The 4504-nt window shown below is 66.0% G+C and carries 6 protein-coding genes and 2 pseudogenes; all 8 read right to left on the bottom strand.

The window, feature by feature from the left end:
* Nucleotides 1-530, bottom strand: a 530-nt coding sequence (locus X738_RS80525) for an AMP-binding protein (protein WP_156942797.1), incomplete at its 3' end; no start/stop codon positions are given.
* 16 nt (nucleotides 531-546) lie between these two features.
* Nucleotides 547-762: an AMP-binding protein gene (locus tag X738_RS88665; protein ID WP_084834012.1), complete on the bottom strand. Its 216-nt coding sequence runs from the start codon at nucleotides 760-762 to the stop codon at nucleotides 547-549.
* A gap of 163 nt (nucleotides 763-925) precedes the next feature.
* A pseudogene (locus tag X738_RS89645) lies at nucleotides 926-997 on the bottom strand (hypothetical protein); the annotation flags it as partial.
* Nucleotides 966-1682, bottom strand: coding sequence for an AMP-binding protein (locus X738_RS88245; RefSeq protein WP_031257190.1), 717 nt, complete (start codon nucleotides 1680-1682; stop codon nucleotides 966-968). The gene X738_RS88245 and the pseudogene X738_RS89645, both read right to left, overlap by 32 nt.
* Nucleotides 1683-1684: 2 nt before the next feature.
* Nucleotides 1685-2850 (bottom strand): annotated as a pseudogene (locus tag X738_RS89640) (condensation domain-containing protein).
* The gene (locus X738_RS88660) at nucleotides 2793-3158 is read right to left on the bottom strand and encodes a condensation domain-containing protein (protein WP_023804287.1); all 366 of its coding nucleotides are present in this window, start codon (nucleotides 3156-3158) and stop codon (nucleotides 2793-2795) included. The pseudogene X738_RS89640 and the gene X738_RS88660 overlap by 58 nt, the downstream one beginning before the upstream one ends.
* The gene (locus X738_RS86625) at nucleotides 3124-3762 is read right to left on the bottom strand and encodes a condensation domain-containing protein (protein WP_023804286.1); all 639 of its coding nucleotides are present in this window, start codon (nucleotides 3760-3762) and stop codon (nucleotides 3124-3126) included. The genes X738_RS88660 and X738_RS86625 overlap by 35 nt, the downstream gene beginning before the upstream one ends.
* On the bottom strand, nucleotides 3711-4504 hold a 794-nt coding region (locus X738_RS86620), incomplete at its 5' end, for an acyl carrier protein (RefSeq protein WP_036270766.1). The genes X738_RS86625 and X738_RS86620, both read right to left, overlap by 52 nt.

Below are 4504 nucleotides of genomic sequence, written 5' to 3'. Positions count from 1 at the left end.
CCCACCGCCCCGAACGGCACCGGCGCACCATGAGCGTCCAGCAGGTAGATCCGCGTGTTCGCAATCGGACGGCCGATCGGGAGCCGGCCAAACGTCTCATCAATCGCGGTAATCTCGCAGACTGTCGCGAAGGTCGTCGTCTCGGTCGGACCGTAGCAGTGCAAGAGATGCTGCGGTCGGCTCCCCCTCAAGACCCGTGCTACTGCCGCCACATCAACCGCATCACCGCCGACCAATAGCAACCGCAAGCTTGCCAGCGCCGGGCCTAAATCATCAGCGCTCTGGCTGAACAACCNACTCAAGACCCGTGCTACTGCCGCCACATCAACCGCATCACCGCCGACCAATAGCAACCGCAAGCTTGCCAGCGCCGGGCCTAAATCATCAGCGCTCTGGCTGAACAACCCGGCTGTCAGATGCAGGACGGTAATGCCATGCTGCTGAACCAGACTGCGCAGCACCTCTGGCTGCAGCACATCAATTTGTGGAATCACAACCAGGCTTGAACCGTGTAGCAGCGGTGCCCACACTTCCAGGGTACTGATATCAAACGCGNATTTGTGGAATCACAACCAGGCTTGAACCGTGTAGCAGCGGTGCCCACACTTCCAGGGTACTGATATCAAACGCGGGATTGCCCACCCACGCCACACGATCACTCGAGCTGAACTGCGCATAGCCATTGTTGATGACGAGCCGGTTGACCGCACGGTGAGCAACAACAACCCCCTTGGGAAGGCCGGTCGAGCCGGACGTGTACATCACGTAAGCGGCAGCCTCGGCGCTCAATGCCAGNAACAACCCCCTTGGGAAGGCCGGTCGAGCCGGACGTGTACATCACGTAAGCGGCAGCCTCGGCGCTCAATGCCAGACCAGGATCGGCACTAGACCCTGCTCCGGTCATGAGCGGCTCAATGGCCAGAACAGGGATCGTCACCTCAAGCAGATCATCATCGTCACTCTCGCTAAGCACCAGGCGCGCAGCACAATCGGCCATCAGCCATTCTNGCCCATGGACGCGCGCCGTCCGAGAGGTCGACCGCCGTCAGGCTGGCGAGCGCCTCGGCGCCGAGGGCGGCGCGTCCGGCCGCATCGGCCAGCAGCAGCTTGGGGGCGGCATCGGCGAGCACCTGGTTGAGCCGTGAGCCCGGATAGGCCGGATCGATCGGCACATAAGCGCCGCCCGCCTTCAGGATCGCCAGCAGCCCCACCACCATCGCCGGGCTGCGCTCGACGCAGATCGCCACCGGCTGATCCGGCTTGACCCCAAGGGCGATCAGATGATGGGCCAGCCGGTTGGCCCGGGCGTTGAGTTCGCCATAGGAGAGCGCCTCGTCCTCATGAACCACCGCCACCGCCTCGGGTGTGCGGCGCACCTGTTGCTCGAACAGCTCGTGGATGCAAAGATCCGACGGATAGTCCGCGTCCGTCCGGTTCAGCTCCTCCAAAAGGTAGGTCCGCTCCTCGGGCGACAGCAGCTCGATGCGGCCGACCGGCTGCCCGGCATCGGCAACCATCGCCCGCAGCAGCGCCAGCAGATAACCACGCTGCCGCTCGATCGTCGCTTCGTCGAACAGCGCCGTGGCATAGTGCAGCGATCCGGCGATCTGATCGCCACGCTCGCCCCGGCTCAGCTCCAGATCGAACTTGACCTGATCATACCCCTCCCCGGCAGCCTCCACACTCAGCCCCGGCAGGTCCAATGACTCGACCGCATTGTTCNGTCAGCGGATAGTTGGTGCGCTCCTCGCTGCCCAGCCATTCCACGCCGGACAGACCATCGTCCGTCCTGGAGCCGGCCATGGCCGCCGGCGTGTTGTGGCGGTAGTTCAACAGCGCACCGAACAGCGGCGCCGGCGCCGCAACGCCGCTGCAGCGTTGCGCCAGCGCCAGCGAGGCATGCTCGTGCGCCAGCAGCTCGGAAAGCCGCGCATGCGTGGTCCGCACGCTCGCCGCGANCCATCGCCCGCAGCAGCGCCAGCAGATAACCACGCTGCCGCTCGATCGTCGCTTCGTCGAACAGCGCCGTGGCATAGTGCAGCGATCCGGCGATCTGATCGCCACGCTCGCCCAGGCTCAGCTCCAGATCGAACTTGACCTGATCATGCCCCTCCCCGGCAGCCTCCACACTCAGCCCCGGCAGGTCCAATGACTCGACCGCATTGTTCTCCCAGGCCAGCATCACCTGGAACAACGGCGTGTGATCAAGATGCCGGGGCGGCTGCGCGATCTCGACGACCTGCTCGAACGGCAGGTNGTGTTGACGAAGAAGCCGATCAGCTCTTCGATCTCGCGCCGGCCGCGATTGGCGCTCGGCACGCCGATCACGACGTCGTCCTGCCCCGACAGGCGCGACAGCACCGCCGCCCAGGCCGCCAGCACCGTCATGAACAACGTCGTGCCATGCTGCCGGCTCAGCCGCTTCAGCCGCCGCGTCAGATCCGCATCGATAACGATCGGAACCGTCGCCCCGGCAAACGACTGCTGGGCCGGCCGCACGCGGTCCGTCGGCAGCGCAAGACGGGCCGGGGCGCCTGACAGGGCGTTGCGCCAATACTGCGCCTGGCTCTGCAGCCGTTCCCCCGACAGCCACTGCCGCTGCCAGGCGGCATAATCCGGATATTGGATCGCAAGCGGCGGCAAAGGATCGTCCTGTCCAGCCTCGAACGCCCGGTAAAGCTGACTCAGTTCACGCATCAAGACGCCCATCGACCAGCCGTCGGAGACGATGTGATGCTGGGTCAGCTGGAAGACGTGCTCCTCATCCGCCAGCCGGATCAGACGAGCGCGGATCAGCGGCCCGCGCGACAGATCGAACGGCGTGCGCGCCTCTTCATGGCACAGATCCAAAAGCGCAGCCNATGCTGGGTCAGCTGGAAGACGTGCTCCTCATCCGCCAGCCGGATCAGACGAGCGCGGATCAGCGGCCCGCGCGACAGATCGAACGGCGTGCGCGCCTCTTCATGGCACAGATCCGAAAGCACAGCCTCAGCATCCGGCCTGTCCCGCAGATCGTGCTCGAGCACCGGCAGCCCCGCATCCGGCGGCAGGACCTCAACCCAGGGCTTGCCCTCCGGCGCGACAAAGACACTGCGCAGCGCCTCATGACGTGCAAACAGACGGTCAAGGCTGCGCTGCCAGGCGACGCGGTCGAGCACCCCCCGCAGCCGCAAGGCCAGCGGAATNCGAGACGATGTGGTGCTGGGTCAGCAGGAAGACGTGTTCCTCATCCGATATCCGGATCAGACGCCCGCGGATCAGCGGCCCACGCGACAGATCGAACGGCGTGAGGGCCTCTTCATGGCACAGATCCAAAAGCGCCGCCTCAGCATCTGGCCTGCCCTTGAGATTGTGCTCCAGCACCGGCAGCCCCGCATCCGGCGGCAGAACCGCGACCAGGGGCTTGCCCTCCGACGCGACAAAGACACTGCGTAGCGCCTCATGACGTGCAAACAGACGGTCAAGGCTGCGCTGCCAGGCGACGCGGTCGAGCACCCCCCGCAGCCGCAAGGCCAGCGGAATATGATAGTTGGTGCTGCCCTCGTCGAGCTGCGCCAAAAACCATATCCGCTGCTGCGCAAACGACAGCACAAGCGGCTCATTGCGCGACACCGTCGCAATCGCCGGCAGGTCTTGCGGACCGGCGCGGCTCAACACCTCGACGATGCTTTCGGCCAGATCGGCAAGCACCGGTCTGGCGAACAGCCTCGTCAGCGGCAGTTCGACCCCAACAACCTGCGACAGTCGGCTCGAGAACTGCACGGCCAGCAGCGAATGGCCGCCGAGCTCGAAGAAGTTNGCGCAAACGACAGCACAAGCGGCTCATTGCGCGACACGGCCGCAATCGCCGGCAGGTCTTGCGGACCGGCGCGGCTCAAATCTTCGACGATGCTTGCCGCCAGATCGGAAAGCGCCGGTTTGGCAAACAGCCTCGCCAGCGGCAGCTCGACGCCAACAACCTGCGACAGTCGGCTCGAGAACTGCACGGCCAGCAGCGAATGGCCGCCGAGCTCGAAGAAGTTGTCGTGGCGTCCGACCCGCTCGACCCCGAGCAGCTCCGCCCAGATCCCGGCCAGCGCCGTCTCGACCGCGCCCTGCGGCGCCTCATAGGCCGCCCGCGCATAGNCCAGATCGGCAAGCACCGGTCTGGCGAACAGCCTCGTCAGCGGCAGTTCGACCCCAACAACCTGCGACAGCCGGCTCGAGAGCTGCACGGCCAGCAGCGAGTGGCCACCCAGCTCGAAGAAGTGGTCGTGGCGTCCGACCCGCTCGACACCGAGAAGCTCCGCCCAGATCCCGGCCAGCGCCGTCTCGACCGCGCCCTGCGGCGCCTCATAGGCCGCCCGCGCATAGGCGTCGTCGTCGGGAGCCGGCAGTCCCTTGCGGTCGAGCTTGCCGTTCGGCGTCAGCGGCAGCGCCGCCAGCCGCACGAACGCAGCCGGCACCATGTAGTCCGGCAGCCGCCCGCTCCCATGCGCGCGCAAGGCGCCGGCAAGCCCGCCGC

It is taken from the genome of Mesorhizobium sp. L48C026A00 (assembly GCF_000502375.1).
Lineage (GTDB): Bacteria > Pseudomonadota > Alphaproteobacteria > Rhizobiales > Rhizobiaceae > Mesorhizobium > Mesorhizobium muleiense.
Note: the sequence above shows the minus strand (reverse complement) of the source record. Positions and strands in the feature narration are given on the sequence as shown.